The sequence below is a fragment of the Alkalihalobacillus trypoxylicola genome (assembly GCF_001590785.1).
GTDB lineage: Bacteria > Bacillota > Bacilli > Bacillales > Bacillaceae_D > Alkalihalobacillus > Alkalihalobacillus trypoxylicola.
This window is the reverse complement of record NZ_LTAO01000012.1, coordinates 147206-172413: the sequence shown is the minus strand read 5'-3', so window position 1 is coordinate 172413 and position 25208 is coordinate 147206. Positions and strand designations below refer to the sequence as shown.

Sequence of the window (25208 nt, the reverse complement as noted above, 5' to 3'; positions counted from 1 at the left end):
CTAATAAACGGTCTCTTTAAAGAAAAACCCAGTATCTAAACGGCGATTTTCAGGTTGTAACTCTTCTAAATCATCTAATAGTTGAAATTTTACTTCCTGATACTTATCTCGTTCACTCAAGCACAAATCAATCGCTTTTCTATAGATTCTTGTTACAGCTACGACATAATCCGTTGTTTTCATTAATCCATCAATTTTAAAACAATCCATTTCAGCATCTATTAAATCCTCTAGCTCATCTATGATACAAATATCATGAGGACTTAAAATATGAGTACCGTTCTCATCCTCAAAAATTGGGTAGGTAACCTTTCTTTCAGGATCGGCAAGGAACAAGCCTTTTTCTTTATCGGATCGATTAACTTTTAATGATTTTCCTTGAAAGCTCATATAATTTCCGATTAGCATACGTTTGGATTGAAACATACAAGTCGCACCATGTACTTGAACCTCTATTTCAACCTCAGCTCTTTCCTTTATTTCCACTAGAGCGTCCATATTAATTTCTCTAGCCATCACTGCCCGTTTAGCTCCTTTTTGTCCCCAATAATTAGCTGTAAACCAATTGGTGGCTGTCGTTTCTGGATTCCAATGAAGTCTCATGTTTGGAGCAAATTCTCTTACAGTCATTAATACAGCTGGGTCTCCAAAAATAATCGCATCTACAGAACATTTATTTAAGAACTCGACATAATCAGCTAATTCTTCCACTTTATCATTATGAAAAATGGCGTTCATAGAGACATATACTTTTTTTCCTAAACCGTGGGCTAATTTGACCGCTTTCTCTATCTCTTGAGTATTAAATTCCCCTGGTAAACGAAGACCATATCGTTCTTCACCTATCACAAATGCGTCTGCACCTGCCTCACTCAATAAAGAAATGGCCTCAAGATTTTTGGGTGTGACTAGAAGCTCCGGCTTATATGTTTCCATTCTGTTCACCTCTTATTTCTTCAAACTAATAGCGAGTCCGTCACCAACTGGAAGGATTCTTGTTTCATAATCTGGATGATTGATTAGCCATTCATTATAGTTTTGTAGCTTTTTAACCATCCCTCGTATTCTTTTATTTTCTATCTCATCTTCTGCAACGAGCCCTTTAAATAAAACGTTATCTGATAAAATCACCCCACCTGATTGAACTAAAGGACTATATAACTCAAAAAAGCGTTGATATTGACCTTTAGCCGCATCGATAAACAGCACATCAAATGGTGGAAATGATGTAATCACATCTGCCACATCTAAAGCATCACCCTGCTTAATAACGACTCTGTTTTGCAATTGCGCCTTACTTATATTCTGGATAGCTTCATCGTACCTTGCTTGGTCACGTTCTATTGTCACAACCTCAACATCTGGAAAAGTTAAGGCTATTCGAATCGCTGAATATCCAATAGCCGAACCTATTTCAAGGACACGTTTTGGTTGAATGAGCTGAAGAATTTGTAAAAGGCTTTCCATTCCAACTAAATCCATAATCGGAATATGATGCTCAATGGCATACTGCTCCATTTCCTCAAGGATTTCTGTACGCTTTGGGGCTAAATTCTTCAAATAATTTTCCACTTTGCTATCGAGCATTTTATCACCTACTACTTTCTTTCAAACAGAAGGAATGTGGATAAAAATTATCCACATCCCTTATCTTTTTTATTCTCCACTATTTTCTTCCTGTGCATCTCGCCACTCTTGACGATATTGCTCGGCTATATTTTCATGCTCTTCATAAGTATTAGAATATAGCACTTCACCACTAACTCTTGCATAGAAAAATAAATACTCAACATCATCTGGTTGCAAGGCAGCAATAAATGAATCTTCACCAGGACCTGCAATAGGACCTATTGGAATGCCTTCATATAAGTACGTATTATAAGGTGAATCATATTCAAGATCAGCAAATGTCGTAATATATAAATGCTCCCCTATCGCATAGGCAACGGTTGGATCGACTTGCAATCTCATGTTCCTCTCTAAACGGTTATACAAAACACCTGATATCATATATCGGTCTTCACTTGTTTGAGCTTCACGTTCGATAATAGAAGCTAGTGTTAGCAATTCATGAACAGAATATTCACTGTTATTCACTAATTCTGCATGTTTGTTAATGATATTTTGGGTTCGATTAAGCATCGACTCAATAATAACTTCTATTTCAGGGTTTTCCTCCATAAAATCATAGCGTGCAGGAAATAAATATCCTTCTAATGGCTGCTTAATTTCATCATCCAAAATAACATCTGTTAGCATATCATATCGGTCTATTAGTTGAAGAAGGTATTCTTCGTCTTCTATTACGGCAAGAATATCTTCAGAGCTATGCTCTGTGTTTTCAGCAATGATATCAATCATATCGACTAGCCATCTACCCTCTGGAATGGTAAAGATCAACTCTGCATCTTCCATAATTGAGCCTTCTTTTAACTCATTAATCAGCTCATCGAAATTCATTCCTGTAGTCAAAAGATAATCTCCCGCTTGGAAGCCAGATTCGTTTTTATAACGAACGTAATAACGAAATACGGTTCCATTTCGAATTAAGCCTTCCTCTTCTAGAATGGTTCCTATTTGAGAAGCCGTAGAGCCAATTGGAATCGTGATCTCCACATGTTCAGGATTATCTGAGTCCATTGGACCAACCGCAGATTTTATGTAATTATAACCCGTTAGACCTACAATAACTCCGACAATCAATAAAATGAATAATGTCCATACTACGATTTTTCTCACAGTCTTTGCTTGTGAGACTCTTTCCTCATATAATTCATTCTTTCCTTTATTCTCTTTAGAATCGGACATGTTCCCCCTCCTTACACCGTTCCATTATACTATAACTTCAAAAAAATTCATTATGAATTTCAATAATCCTGTCGATTTCTCTTGTTTTTAATCAAAATCTCGATTTTCTTCGTATCAATTAGAGATTTTCACAAAAAAAGCTCTTCTCATGCAGTCATTTGCATGAAAAGAGCTCGTACAGAAAAGCTTAAGCCTATTCGTCTTCAGAGAAAGTATTGAGCATTTCCTCAATCATTTCCCACTCATCATCACTTTCGACTGGGAATAAGGCTATATCATTTTCCTCGTCTTCTCTATCCTCATAACGGAAAGCAAAAACCTCTACATCCTCTTCTTCTTCTGTTTCCTCACCGACCGGAGTAACTAAAATATAAGATTTACCTGTTTCATCTACGGTAAATTTAAATAATTCATCAAATAAGTGCTCGTCCCCATTTTCATCTGGAATGACAATGCGATCCTTTTCTTCAGTCATTATTACACCTCATTTATTATTTATAATCAAGATAGCCTTGTAAAATTAAAACAGCGGCCATTTTATCAATCACTTTTTTTCTTTTTTTTCGACTAACATCAGCAGAAATGAGCATTTTCTCAGCTGCGACCGTTGTTAAACGTTCGTCCCAAAGCTTCACATCTATTTCTGGGTTAACCTGTTTTAAACGATCTGCAAAGGACTGACACATTTCACCACTAGGTCCAATAGTACCGTTCATATTTTTCGGAAGTCCAATAACCACGACTTCTACATTATGCTCTTGCACAAGCTTTGAAACGCTCGATAAATCGGCATCAACATCATCCTCAGAGCGCTTCAAAGTTACAAGACCTTGTGCTGTCCAGCCTAATTCATCACTTAAAGCAACACCGATTGTTTTTGTCCCTACATCTAAACCTAAAGCTCTCATTCATTCTCCTTACGATGTTGTGATAAATATGATTTTACTAGTTGTTCAATCAGCTCATCTCTTTCTAGCTTTCGAATCAATGTACGTGCTTCCTTATGTCTTGGTATATAAGCTGGATCACCAGAGAGCAGATAACCTACAATTTGATTTATAGGATTATAGCCTTTCTCTTCTAAAGCTTCATATACAGACAGCAACACCTCTTGGACATCAACATCTACCGAATCGTCAGGGAAATTGAATTGCATCGTTTTGTCCATAGAGCTCATCACAAACACCTCTTTCTATATTCACCATTTGTTTAATATTTATTCAAACAAGCCTGGTTACTATTATTGTACACTATATGAATTCATTTAGGAAATTGATTTTACGTATTCGGCTACATATGCAAGAGCTTCTTCAACTTGACCAGGATTTTTCCCACCAGCCTGAGCCATATCAGGACGACCACCACCGCCTCCGCCACAGCGAGTTGCTACCTCTTTAACGATTTTACCAGCATGATAACCTTCACCCATTAAATCCTTTGTGACACCAGCTACTAAGTTAACCTTTTCACCATTAACAGCTGCGAGTACTACCACACCTGATCCTATATCCTTCTTTAGCTGATCTACAATTGAACGTAAGCCATCCATATCACTAGCTTCCACTTTTTTGGCTAGAACGGATACTCCATTGATTTGTTCTACTTCAGAAACCAAGTTTCCTGCTTCCATATTTCCTAACTTTGCAGAGAGAGATTCATTGTCTCTTTGCAGTTGACGTACTTGCTGTTGGATAGCCTCTATTCGTGACGGAACCTCTTTCACATTTTTGGCTTTTATTAAATCAGCAGCTTCTTGTAGTAAGTCTAATTGTTCTTTCATAAACTGGTACGCACCTTGGCCAGTTACCGCTTCTATTCTTCTTACTCCGGCACCAATACCTGATTCTGACACAATCTTGAAAAGACCAATTTCAGCAGAGTTACTTACATGGCAGCCCCCACAAAGCTCAAGGCTGTAATCACCAATTTGAACAACCCGGACAATATCTCCATATTTTTCGCCAAATAAGGCCATTGCTCCCATTGCTTTAGCTTCTTCAATATTCTTATTAGAAATTGAAACATCAATAGCATCCCAAATTTTTTCATTAACAATCGTTTCTATTTTCTTCAGCTCATCCTGTGTCACTTGACCAAAATGTGAAAAGTCAAAGCGCAATCTTTCTTCTGATACTAATGAACCAGCTTGATTTACATGTGCTCCAAGAACATCCTTTAAAGCCTGATGTAATAAATGAGTGGCTGTATGATTTTTCACGATACGATTTCTTTCTGTTTCTTGAACAATTGCCTCGACCTGAACTCCTAAAGAAAGCTTTCCTTCTTCTACGAAAATCGTGTGTAAATGTTGTCCGTTCGGAGCTTTTTTCACATCCACTACTTTAGCTCGTAAGCCATTCCCGCTAAGAATTCCTTTATCGGCTACCTGACCTCCACTTTCAGCGTAAAAAGGCGTTTCTTCTAAGATGATTTGGGCTTTCTCTCCTTCTGAAACAATATCTACATTTTGTTTATCCACGATTATAACAGAAACCTTTGTATCTACCTTAAGCGCTTCATATCCAACAAATGTACTTTCAGCCTTTAATTGACCAAGAAGCTCATCTTGAATTTGCATAGAGCCCGATTCCTGCCTAGCTTGTCTTGCACGAGTTCTTTGCTTTTCCATTTCTTCATCAAAGCCAACACGGTCTATTTGTAAGCCCTTCTCTTCGACATACTCCTCCGTTAAATCGATAGGAAAACCATACGTGTCATAAAGTCTGAATACATCTGTTCCCGCTATTTTCTTTTGATTAGCTTTAATCGCATCATTCATCAGTTTTTCTAAAATAGAAAGACCTTCGTTCAATGTATCATGAAAGCGTTCCTCTTCATTTTTAATTACTTTCGCTATAAATTCCTTTTTCTCTAGTACTTCTGGGTAAAAATCCTTCATGACTTCACCAACTACTGGTACCAGCTGATGCATGAACGGTTCATGTATTTCTATTAATTTTGCATAACGAACTGCACGACGCAATAGCCTTCTAAGCACATAGCCTCTTCCTTCATTGGAAGGCAAAGCACCATCGCTAACGGCAAAAGCAACGGTACGAACATGATCAGCGACCACTTTAAAAGATACGTCGGATTCTGTTGAATCACCGTAATTAATGGTCGTTAATTGTGCGGTTGCTTCAATGATTGGTAAAAACAAGTCCGTATCAAAATTCGTTGGAACATCTTGAATAACGGATACCATTCGTTCAAGTCCCATCCCTGTATCAATATTCTTTTTCGGTAAAGGTGTATATGTACCATCTGGATTATGGTTAAACTGTGAGAAAACAAGATTCCATACTTCTAAATAACGGTCATTCTCCCCACCAGGATATAATTCTGAATCATTTTCATCATTTCCATATGAAGGGCCTCTATCGTAGAAAATCTCCGTATTTGGGCCACTAGGTCCTTCCCCAATATCCCAAAAATTCCCTTCTAACCGAATGATTCTTTCAGCAGGCACCTTCATTTCATTATGCCAATAATCGTATGCTTCATGATCCTCAGGATGTACAGTTACTGAGAGCTTTTCAGGATCAAATCCGATCCATCTTTTATCGGTTAAAAATTCCCAAGCAAATTCAATCGCTTCCTTCTTAAAATAATCACCGATCGAAAAATTACCGAGCATCTCAAAGAAAGTATGGTGACGAGCTGTTTTTCCAACATTCTCAATATCATTAGTACGAATTGATTTCTGAGCATTAACAATCCTAGGATTTTTAGGGATAACGCGTCCATCAAAATATTTCTTCAATGTAGCTACTCCACTATTAATCCATAGCAAGGATGGATCCTCGTGTGGTACTAGTGATGCGCTTGGTTCAATATCATGAGCTTTTTCTTTAAAAAAATCTAAATACATTTGTCTCACTTCAGCAGAAGATAATCTTTTCATTCTCATATACTCTCCTTTTTCAATACAATATCAGCATGTTCTTTAAAAGGACCCTTTAAACGGTCTTTTCCATAAAAAAATCCCACCCCTGTAATAAGGGGCGAGATGTTATCACGCGGTACCACCCTAATTTACAAACAATAGAAATATTGCTGTATCTTAAGTGCCTTAACGCAGCTAACGGTAGGTTTTCTACACTCCAGAGTAGCTTTCTGCACACGATTGACATAGAATTTCTCACAGCCTAAGGAAATTCCTCTCTTAAATGGTCGTATACATACTCATTCCTTCAACGTCTTACTCATTATATAGTTGCTATTCAATTATAAAAAGCTCCTATTAAAATGTCAATCATTCTCCAAGCAAATCTTACCATTATAATGGATTAAACCATTGAATTTCCTTGATTTTTTTTTAAGAAATGAAGTCGAATATGCCAAAGGGTTACTTTAATGACGGCTAAAATGGGGACTGCTAAGAGTAAACCAAACAAACCTCCTGCCTCAACTCCTATAAGCAAAGCAAAAATAATAAAAATCGGATGCATATGAAGAGTTCTGCCAACTATTAATGGCGATAAAATATTTCCCTCTATTTGTTGAATCACAAATAATACAATAATTGTAAAAATCCCCGTTTGGAATGAATTCATAAATGCAAACAAGACAGCTGGTATGGCTCCAATAATAGGTCCAAAATAAGGAATGATATCTACTGCTCCAATAAATAAACCTAATAAAACCGCATAAGGAACGCCTAATATCCAAAGCCCAATAGTTGCTAGTACAAAAACACAAAAAGATACAAGAAGTTGACCACGAATATAATTACCAATCGAATGATCAACATCCTTTATGTAACGTTGCAGAGAGAGCCGCCACTTTTTAGGAGTCATATACCAAGCTGCTTTTTGAACCATATGATAATCTTTTAATAAATAAAAAACAATAAAGGGAATAACAACGAACGAAAGGGATTTTTTCAATACATTTATAAGAACACCTTCCACTTGATCTAATCCTTTTGTTCCATACACTTGAAGTTGTTTGATCCATTGATCAGCGTGTTCGTGTAATGGTGCAGGTAAGTGATTAAGCTGAGCTTCTATCCCCATCAACCAATTTTCTATATCGTTCATTTGCTGTGGAATTTGCTTTAACGCCCCTTGTATTTGTTCAACAATAAAAGGAAGTCCTAAAAATAAAATAAATCCACTTACGGTTATTAAAAATAAAAACATGAATAAAACGGCTAACCCTCTTGAAAGTCCATATTCGTGAAGGCCTTCAACTAGTGGATGAAATAAATATGTAATGAGAACAGCTAATAATAACGGCAAACTGATAGCTTTTATTACTTGAAATATCGGCTCCATTAACGGAGAAAGCAGCATTAATAATGTTAAGCTAGCTAAAATGAGTAAAAAAATAAATAAAAAAAGAACAACCTTCATCAATTTCTCACGTTCCAAGCCACTCACCTCAGGAGTAGTGTATGTTGATTATCCTTTTTTTACACATAACTAATGTAAAAGCTAAAATTAGAAGCAAAAAAGCTCGAAAAGATTTCTCTTCCCGAGCTACAATTACGGATTAGCATGTTAAAACATTTTTGAAAATCTATTTTTCGTTTTTTTCCAGCTTTTCTTATCAATTATTTGACCTAGTTCGAAGGATTTCATGGGTTTAAACATCGAGTACATTTTTCGCTTATTCTTTTTGCTAGTCATTGAATAGGCAGCAGCACCAATACCAATGGCAACTAAAGAGCTTATCGCTGTTGAACGCATGTACATTCACATCCTGTTGGTTAGTTTACATCTCTTACTTGAAGGTCAACGTCTTCAAACAAATCATCCAGTGAACTTAAGGTGCCATCTTCTTCTACTTGATGAAGAGAAAGCTTACCATTACACAAGCTCATTTCAACGAAGCAATTCCAACAATAATATTGATTGGTTCCAATCTTCCCAATATCCTTTGTCTGGCAATTTGGGCAACGCATATACAGGCCTCCTTAACGAGACAGGATGGCTCTTTCCTTACCGACAATTAATGCTTTATTATGAACAATTACTTTTCTTCCTTCCACTAAGTCGGCTAATAATCCATCTGTCACTTCATATCCTGTAATGGTTCCCAATTCTTCCTGAAAATATACATCTTCTACCAATCCAAGCTTCTCACCCTCTGAGCTTAAAAGGAGTTTGCCGTAAATTCTTTCCTTTCCTCTCTTTAGGTGAAGCCGATGACGATTTCTTTTCGTATAAGGATGGAAATAGTTCTCTTCTTTTATCATAATTCCATCCATTCCTAATGAATCAATTGCCTTGATAGGAAGTGTTATATGCTGATTAAACCAGCCTTTTTTATTAATTAATAAACTGTGAACCTTTCCTTCTTCAAGGATTAAATCTAAAACAGCACCATATTCTTTACCTGTATGACTGTGAATAACAGGAAGCCCTTCAACCATTGAGAATGTTCGCAAAGCTATCTCCACCTTTCCGAACATTTTTATTTTGTGTAAATTGAACTCATTTATGTTGGTCAGGAATTTCCAGTATCCATTAGCTCTTTTAGTTTATCCTTTAATTTTGAATGTCTAATTTGCTCTTCTTTTTTAGAAATAGCTGTATGAGCAGCAGATAATTCACCACATAGTAATAAAAACTTCTTCGCTCGTGTAATTCCGGTATAGATTAAATTTCTTCGAAGCATCCGATGATAGCTTCGAACAATGGGCATGACTACAATAGGGAATTCACTACCTTGGGACTTATGAATCGAACAGCAGTAAGCATGTGTAATTTGATTTAAATCTTTTTTTAGATAGATAACTTCAGTTCCATCATAGGAAATCACAATTTGGTCCTGCTTTTCTTCTGTTTCCTTTGCATAAAATATCGCTACAATTTCACCACGGTCTCCATTATATACATGCTCTTCGGCGTTATTAACAAGCTGAAGAACAACATCCTTTGTCCGGTAAGATACATCGCCAAATTGAATCTCTCTTCTTTGTTTTTCTTTAGGGTTAAATAATTCCTGAAGCATGGTGTTTAATTCGGTAATCCCTGCAGGCCCTTTATACATAGGAGCTAGAACTTGAATATCCTTTGCTGTATAGCCTTTATTCATAGCATTCTCACAAATTTGCCAAACCGCTTCTTTCACTTGGTCAGTCTGACAAGGGAAAAATCGCCGATCGGTTTTAGGCTCGGTTAAATCAGTCGGTAATGTTCCAGATTTGATACTGTGAGCCATTTCAATGATAGAAGAACCTTCAGCTTGACGATAAATATCATGAAGATGCACAGTAGGTATAACTTCTGAATCAATTAAATCCATTAGCAACTGACCAGGGCCTACAGAAGGTAGTTGATCTTGATCTCCGACTAAAATGACTTGCATATTTCTAGGAATCGATTTAAATAATTGATTAGCTATCCAGCTATCGACCATAGATACTTCATCAACGATTAATAACTCCCCTTCTAGTGGCTGTGATTCATCACGTTCAAATCCCCCGTTGGCACCCTTCCATCCTAGTAACCGATGGATCGTTGTTGCGGGTAAATCTGTTGCCTCACTCATCCTCTTAGCAGCTCTTCCGGTAGGAGCGACTAGTAATACAGGAAAAGGATTACTTCTTGTATAAGCCTTAGGGTCTAACGAAATTCCATGCATCCTTGCAAAAACCTCTACAATCCCTTGAATCACGGTTGTCTTTCCCGTTCCTGGTCCCCCTGTTAATATCATCATTGGAGAGGCTAATGCTGTATGTATCGCATCCTTTTGGGAAGAGGCATATTCTATATGTAATTCCTCTTCTATTTTTCCTAATTCTTTTAAGAATTCAGCTTCAGGAAACTCTTCTTCTATTTTTGAGCTTAAAATGCGGCGAACATTCGAAACAATCCCTTTTTCTGCAAAAAAAAGCGTATTTAGATAGACACGATCTTCTTCTAATACAATCAAATCTTCTTCGCTCATTTTCATAATCTGCTCGGCTACTTCTTCATTAGTAATACGTTGCTTATTTGTCGAAAGAAGCTGAGTCACTTGTTGAATGAATGGTTCCTCAAGCAAAAACATGTGACCTTCTTGCATACAAAGCTCTTGTAATAAAAAGAAGCAGCCTGCTTGAATACGGTCTGGATGATTTCCAGTCACTCCTATTTCCGCTCCTAATAAATCTGCCTTTCTAAATCCAATTCCCTCAATATCCTGGATCAATTGATAGGGATTCTTTTTAATGATATCGAGTGCTTGAAGTTTATAAGCTTGATACACCTTCATTGAAAGTTCCAATCCAAATCCATATTTTGAGAGCGTTAATAAAACTTGCTCCACTCCTTGCTGGTCCATCAGCTGTTGATAGAGCTGATCTGCTTTTTCTGGAGGTAATTTTGGGACAAGCTTCAGAACAGAGCGATCTTCCATAATTTTAGAAATACTATGCTCACCTAATGTCTCAACGATCGTCTCTGCCCTTTTTTTACCTATCCCTGGAAAACGATCGCTTGATAAGTATTGGATAATTCCATTTTTAGTTTGAGGAAGTGCTCTTTTATAGCTTTCAATTTGATATTGCCACCCAAACCTTTGATGATTGGACATTTGACCATAAAAGAAGTATGTTTCTCCTGGCTCTAATTGAGGTAACACTCCGACAATTGTTATCTTTTTCTCATTAAAATCTTCATTTGTTGCTTTAATACGAATTAATGCAACCGTATAATAATTTTCCTCATTTTGAAAAACAATATGAACAACCTCTCCTTTTATATAAGGTCGTTCAATTTCTTCCGTAGATTGTGATTGAACAGATTCATTTGGTTGTTCGCTCATAATAACCTCACCCTTGATTCATTGCTTGTTGAATCGTTTTCTTTCCATTTGCTGCTAAACCATGTGTTGGTTGAATTTCTAATGTTCGTTCAAAGCTATCTAATGCTTCATTCCATTTTTCTTGATAAGCATAGGCTACCCCTAAATTAAAATGGGCATCTGCATATTGAGGATCTTTATGAATAACAGTCGTCAATTGCTCGATCGCTTCATCAATCATTTCTAATTGAGCTAAAACAAGTCCGTACTGAAATCGTGCGTCTACATCTGAATCATTTAACTCAACTGCTCTTTGGAAGTTAGCCTGAGCATAGGCTAATGCTTCTAGCTGATAATAGCTCATTCCTAGCATAAAGTATAAATCTGCTTCTTCTAAATGTAATTGTTGAGCCTGCTTAAACATTTTAATCGCATTCTCAAACTGATCCTGCTTATAATAAATGGTGCCTGCTCCATAATAAGCAGTAGCGGCTTTTTCATCATATTCAATCGCTTTATCGAAAAAGACTAGTGCTTTGTCTAATTCCCCTACAGCTCCTAACAAATTACCAAAGTTAATATATCCAGTAGGGTTCTTTTTATCTTCTTCAATGGCTTTAGTAAAGGCCGCAGCAGCTTTTTCATATTCTCCTTTGTTCATAGCTTCTATTCCTTCTTTGTTCCATTTCATGATTAATCACCTTTCAATTCAAAGCATTTTCTTATTATTTTACAGCAAAAAACAGAAAGGGAAAACGCATATAAGCATTTTCCCCAATTGGTAACAAACAGTTTTTTTTACTTTGTTAAAATGGTCCTTTTACTACGTGCTTTTACACCCATTTTTTTATGACTTTATCTATCGTTCCTCCACCTAGGCAACGCTCCTCGTCATAAAAAACGACTGCTTGTCCAGGTGTGATCGCTCTTTGTCTTTCATGAAAACGAATAGTTGCTTCTCCCTTGCCGTTTGGATAAACCGTAACAGGCTCATCCTTTTGGCGGTATCGAAACTTCGCTGTGCATTCAAACGGCTCTTGAAACTCATTTGACCCTATATAATTAAGTTTTATGGCTTGTAAACCTTCGGAATATAATCCTTCATGATGATACCCTTGTCCAACATATAGAATATTCTCTTCCACATTCTTGTCGATAACAAACCACGGCTCACCTGGGCCACCAATGCCAAGTCCTTGTCTTTGCCCTAATGTATAGTACATTAATCCATCATGCTGCGCAACTACTTTTCCATCTAGCGTTTGCATTTCACCAGGTTGAGCTGGTAAAAATTCAGATAAAAATTCCTTGAAATTTCTTTCTCCTATAAAGCATATCCCTGTACTATCTTTTTTCGTAGCAGTAGCCAAATTAGCTTTTTTTGCTATTTCTCTTACTTCCTTTTTAGGTATATGACCAATTGGAAACATAACCTTAGAAAGCTGCTGCTGTGATAAAGCATTTAAAAAATACGTTTGGTCCTTATTATCATCTACACCTCTTATGAGCTGAAATTCTCCATCTTGCTCTTGAACTTGTGCGTAGTGTCCCGTTGCAACATAATCAGCGCCTAGTGATAGAGCGTGATTCAAAAACGCTTTAAATTTAATTTCTTTATTACACATTACATCTGGATTTGGAGTACGTCCAGATTTATATTCTTCTAAGAAATAACTAAATACTTTATCCCAATACTGTTTTTCAAAATTAACGGCATAATAAGGGATACCAATTTGTTGACAAACACGAATAACATCTTCGTAATCTTCAGTCGCCGAACAAAAACCACTTTCGTCGCTATCATCCCAATTTTTCATAAATATTCCGATGACATCATAGCCTTGTTCCTTGAGAACTAATGCTGTCACAGAGGAGTCCACTCCTCCAGACATTCCTACAACCACCCTAGTTTCTTGAGGGCTTTTCTTCATATTAATTCACCACCAATTACCGTAATTGAATACGGTGTAATCATTTACTTTCATTAAAGGTGAAAGAAATGTTATACAATAAAGGGCTGACTTTTTTGAAGTCGCTTTACCACTTTAACTGTTTTATGTGCGGCTTCTTCAACCTGCTTTAATGTATTGTTCAAACCAAAACTAAATCGAATAGCACTTTCATATCTTTCTTTATGGTCCGGAAACATGGCAACTAATACATGAGAAGGCTCGATGGATCCTGCTGTACAAGCTGAACCACTTGAAGCAGAAATTCCTTCCATATCTAAATTAACAAGCATAGCTTCAACACTTACATGAGGAAAACTAACGTTAAAAATATGAGGTAGCTGATGATTCTGATTTCCGTTATAAAGAAAATCGATACCCGACCTTTCTAGAATATCAAAAAATGCCCTTGAAAAGCTTTTAAATTGCTCATTTTTTATTTCCATATTTTTTTGTGCGATTTCAAATGCCTTAGCAAAGCCTACTACTCCTGCAACATTTTCAGTACCAGCTCTCCGTTTTCTTTCTTGCTCTCCACCAAATGTTCCTGGTTGTATAACCGTTCCCTCTTTGATATAAAGAAGCCCAACCCCTTTTGGTCCATTAAGCTTATGAGCTGAAATAGAGACTAAATCTATGGCTAGCTCGTTTAAAAATAAAGGAATAACCCCACATGCTTGTACTGCATCAGTATGAAATTTTGCTTGGTGATCCTTTAAAAGTTCTGATATTTCATTAATAGGTTGTAAAGTACCTACCTCATTATTTCCATACATGATTGTGACAAGTATGGTCTCTGCCGTCAATGCCTCTTTTAAATCTGATAAAGAAACTCTACCCGTTTCATCTACTGGTAAATAAGTGACAGTGAATCCTTTTCTCTCGAGCTCCTGGCAAGCATGCAACGTAGCATGATGTTCGATCGAGGAGGTAATAATATGCTTCCCTTTCTTTTGATTAGCAAGAGCATAACCAATAATCGCTAAGTTATCGGACTCTGTTCCACCACTTGTAAAAATAAGCTCACTCTCTGAAACGCATAAGTATTGGGCAATTAATTTACGAGCCTTATCTAGAGAGCTTCTCGCTTTTCTTCCTGTTTGATGAATACTAGATGGGTTTCCGTAATTATCTTCATAAACTTCCATCATTACCTTTACCACTTCTGGGTGGATAGGAGAAGTGGCGGCATGATCTAAATATATCGTTTCCATTCATTTATCACCTCAATCAATCATCCATATCAATATAAGAAGTGAGTAGCCGCCATAGCTATCTCACTTCCTTTAATGGGTCTTTTAATTAGTAAGACTTTAACTTAAATGAATCCATTTCATCATGCATATCTTATAATGAAAACCGAGCGGTTAGGTTTTTGATTTCCACTTTAGGTAGTTGCTTTCCCAAGGGCTTGTCTTTAGCTAACTCTGACTACGCAGAGCTTCGTCAGAGTGGATCTTCATACGGCGCTCATCCTTCGGGAGTCACTACCTACCGTTACAATCAACAATTAAATTCACAAACCTGTGTCTTTTAATAAAAACGGAACGGTTAGGTTTTTGATTTCCACTTTAGGTAGTTGCTTTCCCAAGGGCTTGTCTTCAGCTAACCCCGACTACGCAGAGCTTCGTCAGAGTGGATCTTCATACGGCGCTTATCCTTTGGGAGTCACTACCTACCGTTACAATCAAAGAGTTAATTCACAAACATTCAAGACATATTTTTTAATAAACGTTCGGTTTCATTCACTTATAGAGCCATTATGAAATTCACTTAAATATAAAACATATAATATTCTTGTTCCTCATCCGAATCAAAGTTAGCAAGGTCATCAAGAGTTGTTTGATCTAATACCTCTTTTACAGCATCCCTAATTTTTATCCATAAATCTCTTTTTGCTGGCTCCTCATTTTCCATGACTTCTACTGGACTAATTGGCCCCTCCAACACTCGAATAATATCGCCTGCTGTAATATCCTTCGCCTCTTTAGACAGCATATAGCCACCATATGCACCACGAACACTTTTTACAAGCATGGCATTTCGTAACGGCGCTATAAGTTGTTCAAGGTAATGCTCTGACAAATCGTACTCTTTCGCTATAGACTTCAATGATACAGGACCTTCTCCTGATTTCTTCGCCAAAGCCATCATAATGGTAAGACCATACCGACCTTTAGTTGAAATTTTCATCTTTATCCCTCTTTCTATAAAAAATGGAAACGTTTATTTATAATCTAAAGTACAAACTTGGTAAAAGCCGATAAAATTTATCCAAAAACCCAGATTATTCTCGATTATTCCCCTATCCCTTTAAATTAAACAAGGAAATGATAAACTTACTATTCAAAGGATACCTGTCCAACTATTTTAAAAGCTACACAACCTTATTTTAATGTATAGATTTAGGGCCTTTTACGATCATTACAAATGATATGACGAACGTTCTTCTCTACTACATCGGTTTCATCATTACTTTTAAATTCTTAGCTATTATAGCATGAAAATGCATTTTTATGGTAACGGTTTGACCTTAAATCGTTTTCAAATGATTGGCATTTGCTTTTATTTACGCTACACTTACATTCATAGAAGCTTACGTTTTATGTTTATTTTGGAAATGAGGGAATTAAGGTGTTATTTGATTCATTAATTAAAGAGCCTTTATCGTATCGTATGCGTCCTCGCAACATTGATGAAATTGCTGGCCAGAAACATATTATTGGTCCACAAACCGCTTTGACGAAAATGATTAAAAAAGGTTATGTTCCTTCTTTGTTGTTATATGGACCTCCTGGAGTTGGAAAAACATCTATAGCAAAAGCGATCGCAGGGACTGTTCATAAGCCATTTTTAGCCATTAACGCTACAACAGCTGGCAAGAAGCAAATTGAAGATGCTGTCGTTCAAGCAAAAGGAGAAGGAAATTTAATTCTGTTCATTGACGAAGTTCACCGCTTTAACAAGGCTCAGCAAGATTATTTACTTCCTCATGTAGAACGAGGCCTCATTACTTTAATTGGAGCGACGACCGAAAATCCTTTCCATGAGGTTAATCCTGCGATTCGAAGTCGCTGTGGTCAGATTAAAGAATTAAAAGCATTAACAAAAGAAGATATCGTTGAATTGATTCAAAGAGCTCTTGCTGATAAAGACCGAGGACTTGGTCAGTATCAATTGGATATGACCAAAGAAGCTATAGAGCTTTTAGCTGACTCCGTTAGTGGTGATGCTCGTTCCGCGCTTACTGTCTTAGAAGAAGCCTTTAAAGCAGCTGAGGAAATAGAAAAAGGTATCTATAAAATTGAAATAGATATCATTAAAGAATGTATTCAAAATAAAGGCTTTACTCATGATAAAAAAAGTGATATTTACTATAATTTATTATCAAGTCTACAAAAGTCGATCCGAGGAAGCGATACTTCTGCAGCCCTTCATTATTTAGCACGATTAATTGAGGGCGGTGACTTATCTGCCATTTGTAGACGGCTAATCGTGATTGCCTATGAGGATATATCTTTAGCAGCACCTGAGGTCGCTGTTCATACGGTAACGGCTGTTCAAGCCGTAGAAAGACTTGGTTTACCTGAGGCTAGAATCCCACTCGCAAATGTAGTTATTGAGCAATGTCTTTCTCCAAAATCTAACAGTGCTTATACTGCATTAGATTCGGCTATAGAAGATGTTCGAAATGGTCAAATTGGTGAGATACCTTCTCATTTACAGGATAGTCATTATAAGGGTGCACAAGCATTAGGAAAAGGTGTAGATTATAAATACCCACATCATTATCCGAACTCTTGGGTAAATCAACAATACTTACCTGATACATTAAAAGAGAAAAGATATTATCAACCAAAGGAAAGTGGACAAGAGAAGATTTTATCGAAAGTGTATCATAAGCTTGAACAATTAAAAAAAGAGCTTTAACAAAAAGCCGGTGACTTAATCTGTTAGAAAACAGATTAAATCACCGGTTATTTTCATACTACTTTTTCCTCATAACTATCTCTCAATCGGTATAAAAAGAATAAATGTCGTTCCTCTACCTTGTTCACTTTCAATTTCCATCGTTCCACCTAACTCCTCGATTAGACGATAGCATGTGATAATACCTAAGCCTGTTCCTGATTCTTTCGTTGTGAAAAATGGTGTACCTAATTTAGCTAACGTATTAGGATCCATACCTCCTCCATTATCAGCAACGGTTAGTTTTATAAATGATTCTGTCGGGTCGACCTGAGCAGAAATCGTTAATTCTCCTTCTTCTTGAATAGCTTCTAGTGCATTTTTGACTAAATTCATTAATATTTGGTGAAGTTTATTCTTTTTAATCCAAACGGGCGGAAGTGATTCACATTCTACTCGAAAATCGACTCTTCGCCATTCTGCCTCTGTCTTGTACAGAATATTTATTTCATTAATCAGTTTCACAATATCCGTTTCTTCATGTACTGTTACATGATTTGGATTTGCCATATTCAATAACTCACTGATAATTTCATTGACACGATCTATTTCTTTAATAATGACATCATAGTGTGTTTTTTGTGATTCAGATACCTCATCTGAACGAACAAACAATTGAATAAAGCCTCTTATCGTTGTTAAAGGGTTACGAATTTCGTGAGCAAAACCAGCAGCAAGCTGCCCAACCATTTGTAATTTCTCGGAGCGATTTAATTTCATTTCCATCTCACGCTTATCGGTTGTGTCATTAAAAACTAGTAAAATGCCTTCGAATTCTTGCTCATTATTTAAATCCTTTAAAGGTGATAAGCTCATAAAAAAGTAACGTGGCGCATCCTTAAATTTACATAAAAACTCAAATTGAGTATTGAATTGTTGCTTATCAATTATTCCCTGTAATTTTGCACAACGGTAAAATTGCTGAAAAGCCGGATTAAATTTAATAAAATCATCTATTTTTAGGCCAATGACTGATTCTTTTTTGACTCCGAACAATTCTTCACATGTTCGATTAAATGTCGTTATAAGTCTACTGTCCTTTTGGAAGGACAGTACTCCATTATCTGTCGTTTCTAAAATTAATGTTGACTTTTGGTGGCTTTTTTCTCTTTCTACCAGTCGTCTCATCATCATATTAAACGTTCTAGTTAAGGTATCTACTTCATGATAAGAATTCGTAGAAAGTGGGTAAACTTTCTTACCAAATGCAAAGTCTGAGGTTGCAAAAACTAGTCTCTGTAATGGCTTTACAATATAATTAGATAATTTAAATACGCCAATAATGACAATTAGTAACACACAACTGAAAAGGATTAGATATTTGGTTAAAAGTTGATTAAGCGGGTCTTGAATATTAGCTAGCGGTACTGCTATACCTACATACCAATCATTTTCAAAGCCATTTTTCTTATCAAGCTTCACAAAAGTTTGCAGCATTTCCGATTCTTCATGTGTATAAATAAGTCGATTTTGAACAATATGATTAAACTGCTCCGTACTTAAATCATAATCCTCAAAGAAATTTTGGCGCCCTGATATATCTTGATTTGGATGAGCAACAATGTCTCCGTTTTGGTTTACTAAAAATGCATAACCACCAAGGCCAATACTTTGCTGCTGCCTCGTAAATAAGTCGATTCTTCTCCACAAATACTGTAAATCAAAGGACGGTGAAACCACTCCATGAATCCGACCGTTTTCATCTTGTACAGAGCCTGACATATTAAGAATCTGACGATCGATTACATCTGATATATAGATGTCCGATAAATGAACTCCACCTCTAAGAGTTTTTTGAAACCATTTCCGGTCAGATAAATCAGTACCAATGACCGTATCATCAACATCCACAGTTATTATTCCATCTGTATCTATAAAAATAGCTCCAAAATATATGGAATTGAGTTCGACAAATTTCTTCAATTCCTTTTGTATGTCATCAAAGTCAGAATCAGGATTTTGAATGACTGGATTTTGTGCTATCGTTGCTACATCTTGTAATCTTTCTTGAATAAAATCATCTAAACTAACAGCCGCACTATCTCCTAAAGCAAAGAGTAGTTGGTCGGTTTGTTGTTTAATATCTTCTCTTTGAGATTGATAAGTTATATAGGCAACGAAAGCCATTGGCAAAATCGTCACAAAGAAAAATAATATAAATAATTTCATTTTTAATGATTTGAACATCGCATCGTCCCCTCGAATTATGTCGAAAGAAATCTAATAATATATCTTATCATCTCATTCTACACGTTTCCACTCAATAAAAAAAGAAGATTTCATATACAGGTCCATTTTTTAAGGACTTTTATCTATTTATTAAACATAAAATACTCCTTTTCCTATTGTTCTTGTCTTTTTTTATCTCTCTCGTATAATTTTTGAATAATTTGGCAAGATTATAAACTACTAGAACCTCAGAATTCGCACGTTCTAAAAACTCTTTAATAAACGAAAAATTTACAAGAAATGAAGGTTAAAGGAGAGATAGTGATGAAAATTAGACAAGACGCATGGTCACATGAAGATGATGTATTATTAGCAGACACTGTTTTAAAGCATATTAAAGAAGGAAGTACTCAGCTACGAGCATTTGATGAAGTGGGAGACGAATTAAATCGAACTTCTGCCGCTTGTGGCTTTAGATGGAATGCAGTTGTACGAAACCGTTATATTGATCAAATAGAACAAGCAAAGAAAGAAAGAAAAGAGAGAAAACGTGCAGCTAGCTATAATTATTATTATGCAGCTCCTCCTGCTAATCCATTATGGGCAAAACCAAAAATGGCCACCACATTTGATGAGATGGAAGCATCTGAAGAATTAGATTTACAAGATGTCATTCGATTCCTACAATCGATGGTTCACTCAAATCAATCAACCTCCGTATGGAAGGGTAAAGCTGAATCACTTGAGCATGAAAATCAAAAGCTGCAAAATGAAGTGAAAACATTACAAAGAGAACTCAATAAACTAAAACAAGATACTAGTACAATTGAAGAAGATTATCAGTCTCTTATTCAAATTATGAATAGAGCTAGAAGAATGGCTGTTTTAGAAGAGGATGAGGATTCCATTCATCACCCCACATTCAAAATGGATAAAAACGGAAATTTAGAACGTGTCGCAAAATAGCTACTTCTAAAAAAACGAAAAAAAGGCGTGAAGGATCCCTTCATCGCCTTTTTTATTTAACAATCCTCTAATAAAATATACGTTGCTCGAATTGGACCGTGGACCCCTACTACTAAATTCATTTCTATATCTGCACTATTACTAGGGCCTGATATAAAGTTTACACAAGTTGGAAAAGCACCTTCCTTTTGAGCCAATTTATGAAGCTCATCGGTTGCTTGAGTCATTCTTGCTACTACTGTACTTTTAGGAATTAACGCCACATAGCTAGTTGGAAGTAAACTAACCGATCGCCCTTTGCCTTCATTATTAAGTAATACGACCGTACCAGATTCAGCTAATGTTATGTCAGAAAAAGTAATGCCAATATCTGCTTGTTCTGCAAAATGAATATTTTCTTTGCCTTTTGTATGATCCCATTTAAAAAATTCGCGGTCTTTTCCCCATTCATGGAAAGCTGTATTTAAGCCGAATTGATTAAATCTATCATCATCCCAATAAATAATTTTCTCTCCTTCGTAACGCTCAATAACTTTCATTAAAACTTCTGTTAATTTATTTTTAGTCGTCCGTTCAAAAGTCGTGTGGATTCTTGTACATTGCTCTTCTAAACGTTTTACAAGCTGGTCTGTTGATTCATCAGAGAAAACTTTTCTTTGTGGCTCTGTTTTCCACTTAGGTCTAATAACGTCTTTACTCTTTCGCTCTCTACCTAAGCTAGCAGCTATTTGATTTAAAAATTTTTCTTGGTTATGGATCGTACCTTGATTCATTATGAATCCTCCCTTTTTTTCCGCTTTTCAAACCAATTTCGGAAAGATTCTTTCGCTGGTTCAGGGAAATCTCGAATATCCGTCCAAGGCTTAACTGGTCCAGGACCCTTTGTTATTTTTCCACCTTTTGCAAAGGGGCTTGCCATTGTTGGAGCAAATTTGGTCGCACTACTAAAGAATTTAGGAGATTTAGCTGCCATACCAAACCCTTTCATAGCTAATCTTTCTCCCACACTTGCCTTCCCTTGTTCTTCTACGATATTTTGTCGATGCTTTATCAATAATTCATGTAGTGGAATTTTTACTGGACAAGCATCTGTACAAGCCGCACATAATGTAGAAGCATACGGTAATTCTTTATAATCATCATAGCCACCTAATAGCGGTGACAGTACAGCTCCAATTGGACCTGGATATATAGACCCATAAGCGTGTCCACCAATATGGCGATAAATTGGACAAACATTGATACAGGCTGCACAACGAATACATTGAAGAGCTGATTGAAACTCTGTCCCCAAAATATTAGAACGTCCATTATCAACAATGACTAAATGAAATTCCTCTGGTCCATCCACTTCATTCGGTCCTTTAGGTCCTGTAAGACCAGTAATATAACTGGTTAGCTTCTGTCCAACAGCACTTCGACACAGCATACTCACTAATATATCAAGCTCCTGCCAAGTTGGGACTATACGTTCCATTCCCATTACACTTATTTGTGTTTTTGGTAAGGAAGTCGAAAGCCTTGCGTTTCCTTCATTCGTTACTAAAGAAATACTTCCTGTTTCTGCCACAGCAAAATTACAGCCTGTTATTCCTATATCAGCATTTAAAAACTCTTGTCTTAGCTGTTCTCTAGCAAATAAAGCTAATTCTTCAGGCTTTGAAGATTTTGTATAGCCCTTTTTTTGTGAAAATGTATCTTTAATTTGTTCTTTATTTTTATGAAGGGCAGGTGCAACAATATGCGAAGGAGGATCATGATCATCAATTTGCAGAATATATTCACCCAAATCCGATTCAATGACCTCACAGCCTATTGCTTCAAGCGCTTCATTCATACTTATTTCTTCTGTAACCATAGATTTAGATTTTATTATTTTTTTTGCTTCTTTTTGTTGGACAACTTGTTTAATATACTCGTTTGCTTCTTCACCCGTTTGAGCAAAAAATACATGACCGCCTTGCTTTTGGACTTCATCTGCTAGCTGCTCTAAATAATAATCTAAATTCTCTAAAGTATGCTGACGTATTTCTTCTGATAAATCACGCCATTCTTCCCAATTTCCTAATTCTTCGGCTGCGTGTATACGTCCATTTTTTAATCGTTCCTGAGCAGATACGACAGCATTACGCATAAATGTATCTTTAACACCCTTATCTACACGACCATTGAACTCCATTTCTCCTATTTTCATAGCCATAGCCATACACCTCCATTTATCTAGAATTTAAAACTTGTGCAATATGCATTACCTTAATAGGTTTACCTTGACGATCTATTCTTCCACCGATATTCATTAAACAGCCACAATCTGCCCCAATTAGTACTTCTGATTTTGTGGATTCAATATGGCTAACTTTTTCGTTAACCATTTGCTCTGAAATAGGTACCATCTTTACCGAAAAGGTTCCACCAAATCCGCAGCAATTTTCTTTATTTGGTAAGCTAGTAAACTCTAATCCCTCTACGTGATTTAATAAAGTCATAGGTGCATCCTTAACGCCTAATAAACGAGTCATATGACAGGAAGTATGGTAAGTGGCTGTGACTGGTAATTTTGCCCCTACGTCTTCTACCTTTAACACTTCTACAATAAATTGAGTAAACTCATACGTTTTTGCTGCTAATTCATCTGCTTTCTTTTTCCATTGTGCATCATCTTTGAATAAATGATGATATTCATGAAGCATCGCTGCACAGGAGCCTGAAGGAGTCACCACATATTCTGAGTGGCTAAAGGCACTAATCATACTTTTAGCTACCTCTCGCGTTTCTTTATGATAACCACTATTAAAAGCTGGCTGTCCACAGCAGGTTTGCTGCTTTGGAAAATCTATTTCACACCCCAAGCGCTCTAAAACCTCTACAACATCTTTTCCCACTTGTGTATAAAAAATATCAGATAAACAAGTTACGAATAAGGATACCTTCATTTTCATTCCTTCTTTCTGCTGATCACTTATAAGGTGATCTGATCACTAAATGTAAGTGCTCTCAGTATATAAAAAATTCTTCATTCTTTCAAGGGTATCTGTTCAAATAAAACGTCTTTATAAAAAATAAGCCTGCAACAAAAACCGTCCTTATAAGAAAGACCGTGTTCGAACTAAGTGTATGATATTTTACTCTTTTTATTGAAAGCTGTTGGGACAAAAACTGTTATTAAATAGCTCGTATAGCTAAACCTTAAAATGACTTGTAATGGATGAAAACACACAAACGAACAATGAACCGTCCTTCTTGTGAAAAGAAGGACGGTTCTGTTGAACGGGTAGTTTCTTTATGAAAGACAAAACACAGAGCGTCTTGATGGAGCAGACCACTAGGCACCTATCATTTGTAGGATTCTTCATTCATGCCTATTGTCCCACTCTTTTTATAACATTTTAATACCTACTCATTCCTGGCCTTTTACCTTTAATATATTATCTATTAATCTCAATATTCTCTAATAGATTCGTAATCACATGTCCCGCCATAATTAAACCGGCAACAGATGGTACAAAAGCATTCGAAGAAGGTGGCATTTTAGCCTTACGGATTTTACCTTGCTCTGCAGCTTCTGGAACAATTTCTTTTCTAATGTCTTCTCTAATTTTAATAGGCTGCTCATCAGAAAATACGACATCGACACCTTTATGAATACCGCTTTTACGCAGTTTTGTACGGATGACTTTTGCAATGGGGTCGTAGCTTGTTTTGGAGATGTCCGCTATTCTTAAACGAGTAGGGTCCATTTTATTTGCGGCACCCATACTTGAAATAATAGGAATTTTCCTAGACAAGCATTCTTTAATTAAATGAATTTTGTACGAAATCGTATCACTTGCATCAACCACATAATCTAATCCATAGGAAAAAAATTGTTCATATGTGTCCTCTGTATAAAACATTTTTAAGGCGATAACTTCACAGTCTGGATTTATATCGGCAATTCTTTCTTTCATTAACTCAACCTTTTGTCTACCGACTGTTGATAAAAGAGCGTGAATCTGTCTGTTGACATTCGTAATATCCACATCATCTTTATCTACTAATATTAGTCTACCTACACCTGAACGAGCCAGTGCTTCTGCAGAGAAAGAGCCGACTCCACCTATTCCAAGAACAGCGACTGTACTATTTTTTAATAACTCTAAGCCATCATGACCAATGGCAAGTTCATTTCTAGAAAATTGATGTAGCATCTATTTAATCCCTCCATTATTACAAATCAAGGATAATTCCCGTTTTTGACTATATCATAGCCACAAAAAAAAGTCTAAATGTTCTTTGTTCAAGCTCATTACATATCATGGATTATAGGAATTCTTCACTAACCAACTAACCAAACATAAAAAAACCTTCTGGATTAAAAATCCAGAAGGTTTAGAGCTTATATATAAAATAGAAGAATAGTAGAATCCCGATAATGCCGTTCTCCAATAAAGCTTTGAACCTGCCTTAGCAGGTGGGTGCCTTGTGTCTAACTTTTTACGTCCTCAGCTTACGAGGCTTGTAATCGGAAATACAACTTCAGGCTCCCTATCAAATAACGTTGGCTCAAAATAATTTATTGGCCACGTACATCTCAGGATTTAATAGCTTATATCTATTATAAAGTCTTAAGCA

At 36.3% G+C, this 25208-nt stretch carries 23 protein-coding genes and 1 other RNA gene; 2 read left to right on the top strand and 22 right to left on the bottom strand.

The window, feature by feature from the left end:
• From AZF04_RS07875 to cymR, 16 genes are all read right to left on the bottom strand, one after another.
• The gene (locus AZF04_RS07875) at window positions 1-936 is read right to left on the bottom strand and encodes a peptidase U32 family protein (RefSeq protein ID WP_061948262.1); all 936 of its coding nucleotides are present in this window, start codon (window positions 934-936) and stop codon (window positions 1-3) included.
• 12 nt (window positions 937-948) lie between these two features.
• Window positions 949-1587 (bottom strand): O-methyltransferase, encoded by a 639-nt coding sequence (locus AZF04_RS07870; protein WP_061948261.1) that lies wholly within the window; start codon window positions 1585-1587, stop codon window positions 949-951.
• A 69-nt stretch (window positions 1588-1656) separates the two neighbouring features.
• A complete protein-coding gene (gene mltG / locus AZF04_RS07865) occupies window positions 1657-2808 on the bottom strand; it encodes an endolytic transglycosylase MltG (protein ID WP_061948260.1) in 1152 nt (383 codons plus the stop codon).
• 193 nt (window positions 2809-3001) lie between these two features.
• On the bottom strand, window positions 3002-3286 hold the full coding sequence (locus AZF04_RS07860; protein ID WP_144203066.1) for a DUF1292 domain-containing protein: 285 nt from the start codon (window positions 3284-3286) through the stop codon (window positions 3002-3004).
• 13 nt (window positions 3287-3299) lie between these two features.
• A complete protein-coding gene (gene ruvX, locus AZF04_RS07855) occupies window positions 3300-3716 on the bottom strand; it encodes a Holliday junction resolvase RuvX (RefSeq protein ID WP_061948259.1) in 417 nt (138 codons plus the stop codon).
• Window positions 3713-3985: an IreB family regulatory phosphoprotein gene (locus AZF04_RS07850; RefSeq protein WP_045485690.1), complete on the bottom strand. Its 273-nt coding sequence runs from the start codon at window positions 3983-3985 to the stop codon at window positions 3713-3715. The genes ruvX and AZF04_RS07850 overlap by 4 nt, the downstream gene beginning before the upstream one ends.
• 87 nt (window positions 3986-4072) lie before the next feature.
• A complete protein-coding gene (gene alaS, locus AZF04_RS07845) occupies window positions 4073-6712 on the bottom strand; it encodes an alanine--tRNA ligase (protein ID WP_061948258.1) in 2640 nt (879 codons plus the stop codon).
• 385 nt (window positions 6713-7097) lie between these two features.
• Window positions 7098-8183, bottom strand: coding sequence for an AI-2E family transporter (locus AZF04_RS07840; RefSeq protein WP_061948257.1), 1086 nt, complete (start codon window positions 8181-8183; stop codon window positions 7098-7100).
• A gap of 129 nt (window positions 8184-8312) precedes the next feature.
• Window positions 8313-8501, bottom strand: a complete 189-nt coding sequence (locus AZF04_RS07835) for a DUF3918 family protein (RefSeq protein WP_061948256.1) — start codon at window positions 8499-8501, stop codon at window positions 8313-8315.
• 20 nt (window positions 8502-8521) lie between these two features.
• Window positions 8522-8716: a hypothetical protein gene (locus AZF04_RS07830; protein WP_045485694.1), complete on the bottom strand. Its 195-nt coding sequence runs from the start codon at window positions 8714-8716 to the stop codon at window positions 8522-8524.
• A gap of 12 nt (window positions 8717-8728) precedes the next feature.
• Complete coding sequence (locus AZF04_RS07825) at window positions 8729-9202, bottom strand: PRC-barrel domain-containing protein (RefSeq protein WP_061948255.1); 474 nt, start codon at window positions 9200-9202, stop codon at window positions 8729-8731.
• A 59-nt stretch (window positions 9203-9261) separates the two neighbouring features.
• Window positions 9262-11565: an SF1B family DNA helicase RecD2 gene (gene recD2 / locus AZF04_RS07820; RefSeq protein WP_061948254.1), complete on the bottom strand. Its 2304-nt coding sequence runs from the start codon at window positions 11563-11565 to the stop codon at window positions 9262-9264.
• A gap of 7 nt (window positions 11566-11572) precedes the next feature.
• Window positions 11573-12235, bottom strand: a complete 663-nt coding sequence (locus AZF04_RS07815) for a tetratricopeptide repeat protein (protein WP_061948253.1) — start codon at window positions 12233-12235, stop codon at window positions 11573-11575.
• Between the two features lie 142 nt (window positions 12236-12377).
• Window positions 12378-13475: a tRNA 2-thiouridine(34) synthase MnmA gene (gene mnmA / locus AZF04_RS07810; protein WP_061948252.1), complete on the bottom strand. Its 1098-nt coding sequence runs from the start codon at window positions 13473-13475 to the stop codon at window positions 12378-12380.
• 71 nt (window positions 13476-13546) lie between these two features.
• Window positions 13547-14707, bottom strand: coding sequence for a cysteine desulfurase family protein (locus tag AZF04_RS07805; RefSeq protein WP_061948251.1), 1161 nt, complete (start codon window positions 14705-14707; stop codon window positions 13547-13549).
• 559 nt (window positions 14708-15266) lie between these two features.
• Window positions 15267-15686 carry a cysteine metabolism transcriptional regulator CymR gene (cymR, locus tag AZF04_RS07800; protein WP_045485711.1) on the bottom strand — a complete coding sequence of 140 codons (420 nt, stop codon included), beginning with the start codon at window positions 15684-15686 and terminating at the stop codon, window positions 15267-15269.
• Window positions 15687-16127: 441 nt separating this feature from the next.
• Here cymR and AZF04_RS07795 point away from each other — a divergent pair, with 441 nt between their 5' ends.
• On the top strand, window positions 16128-17423 hold the full coding sequence (locus AZF04_RS07795; protein ID WP_082795337.1) for a replication-associated recombination protein A: 1296 nt from the start codon (window positions 16128-16130) through the stop codon (window positions 17421-17423).
• A gap of 75 nt (window positions 17424-17498) precedes the next feature.
• On the opposite strand, the gene AZF04_RS07790 is transcribed toward AZF04_RS07795, so the two are convergent.
• Window positions 17499-19649, bottom strand: coding sequence for an ATP-binding protein (locus tag AZF04_RS07790; RefSeq protein WP_061948250.1), 2151 nt, complete (start codon window positions 19647-19649; stop codon window positions 17499-17501).
• Window positions 19650-19955: 306 nt separating this feature from the next.
• On the opposite strand from AZF04_RS07790, the gene AZF04_RS07785 reads away from it, so the two are divergent.
• Window positions 19956-20597 (top strand): RsfA family transcriptional regulator, encoded by a 642-nt coding sequence (locus AZF04_RS07785; protein WP_061948249.1) that lies wholly within the window; start codon window positions 19956-19958, stop codon window positions 20595-20597.
• A gap of 56 nt (window positions 20598-20653) precedes the next feature.
• Here AZF04_RS07785 and AZF04_RS07780 read toward each other — a convergent pair whose 3' ends face one another.
• The 5 genes from AZF04_RS07780 to ssrS all read right to left on the bottom strand — a co-directional run bounded on the left by AZF04_RS07780 (window position 20654) and on the right by ssrS (window position 25177).
• On the bottom strand, window positions 20654-21370 hold the full coding sequence (locus tag AZF04_RS07780; RefSeq protein ID WP_061948248.1) for a LutC/YkgG family protein: 717 nt from the start codon (window positions 21368-21370) through the stop codon (window positions 20654-20656).
• The gene (locus tag AZF04_RS07775) at window positions 21370-22797 is read right to left on the bottom strand and encodes a LutB/LldF family L-lactate oxidation iron-sulfur protein (RefSeq protein WP_061948247.1); all 1428 of its coding nucleotides are present in this window, start codon (window positions 22795-22797) and stop codon (window positions 21370-21372) included. Before AZF04_RS07775 ends, AZF04_RS07780 begins: the two co-directional genes overlap by 1 nt.
• 16 nt (window positions 22798-22813) lie before the next feature.
• Window positions 22814-23530, bottom strand: coding sequence for a (Fe-S)-binding protein (locus tag AZF04_RS07770; protein ID WP_061948246.1), 717 nt, complete (start codon window positions 23528-23530; stop codon window positions 22814-22816).
• 492 nt (window positions 23531-24022) lie between these two features.
• Window positions 24023-24784 (bottom strand): tRNA threonylcarbamoyladenosine dehydratase, encoded by a 762-nt coding sequence (locus tag AZF04_RS07765; protein ID WP_061948245.1) that lies wholly within the window; start codon window positions 24782-24784, stop codon window positions 24023-24025.
• 211 nt (window positions 24785-24995) lie between these two features.
• Window positions 24996-25177: non-coding RNA, 6S RNA (gene ssrS / locus AZF04_RS07760), on the bottom strand.
• Between the last annotated feature and the right edge of the window lie 31 nt (window positions 25178-25208).